General features: G+C 44.3%; 1 tRNA gene and 1 rRNA gene. Both read right to left on the minus strand.

Features of this window, described 5'->3' with window-relative positions:
* Window positions 1-195: 195 nt before the first annotated feature.
* A tRNA-Glu gene (locus BZG25_RS15755) sits at window positions 196-271 on the minus strand.
* Window positions 272-352: 81 nt separating this feature from the next.
* Window positions 353-406, minus strand: a 16S ribosomal RNA gene (locus BZG25_RS16105); the annotation flags it as partial.

Below are 406 nucleotides of genomic sequence, written 5' to 3' on the forward strand. Positions count from 1 at the left end.
AAATAGAGACTTTGCTTATCAAATAAGACAAAGCCCAAGCACACTTGATTGTGTGAGTGACATTACATGTCACTGATTGAGAACTTTACTGTCATTCTTAAAGAATGACTTGTCAGCTTTCCAGATTGTTAAAGAGCATGTGTTTGCCATGAGGCAAGCCACTTTGTAACCACACTCGAAAGAATGTTTATAAAGTGGCGTCCCATAGGGGAGTCGAACCCCTGTTACCGCCGTGAAAGGGCGGTGTCCTAGGCCTCTAGACGAATGGGACGCATCGATATGTTTGGGTACATATCCTCTTTAATTCTTCAACCTATACAATCTGTGTGAACACTCGCAAAAATAGCGTCAGTAAGGAGGTGATCCAGCCCCAGGTTCCCCTAGGGCTACCTTGTTACGACTTCAC

The organism is Salinivibrio sp. ML198, from assembly GCF_001996015.1.
Lineage (GTDB): Bacteria > Pseudomonadota > Gammaproteobacteria > Enterobacterales > Vibrionaceae > Salinivibrio > Salinivibrio siamensis.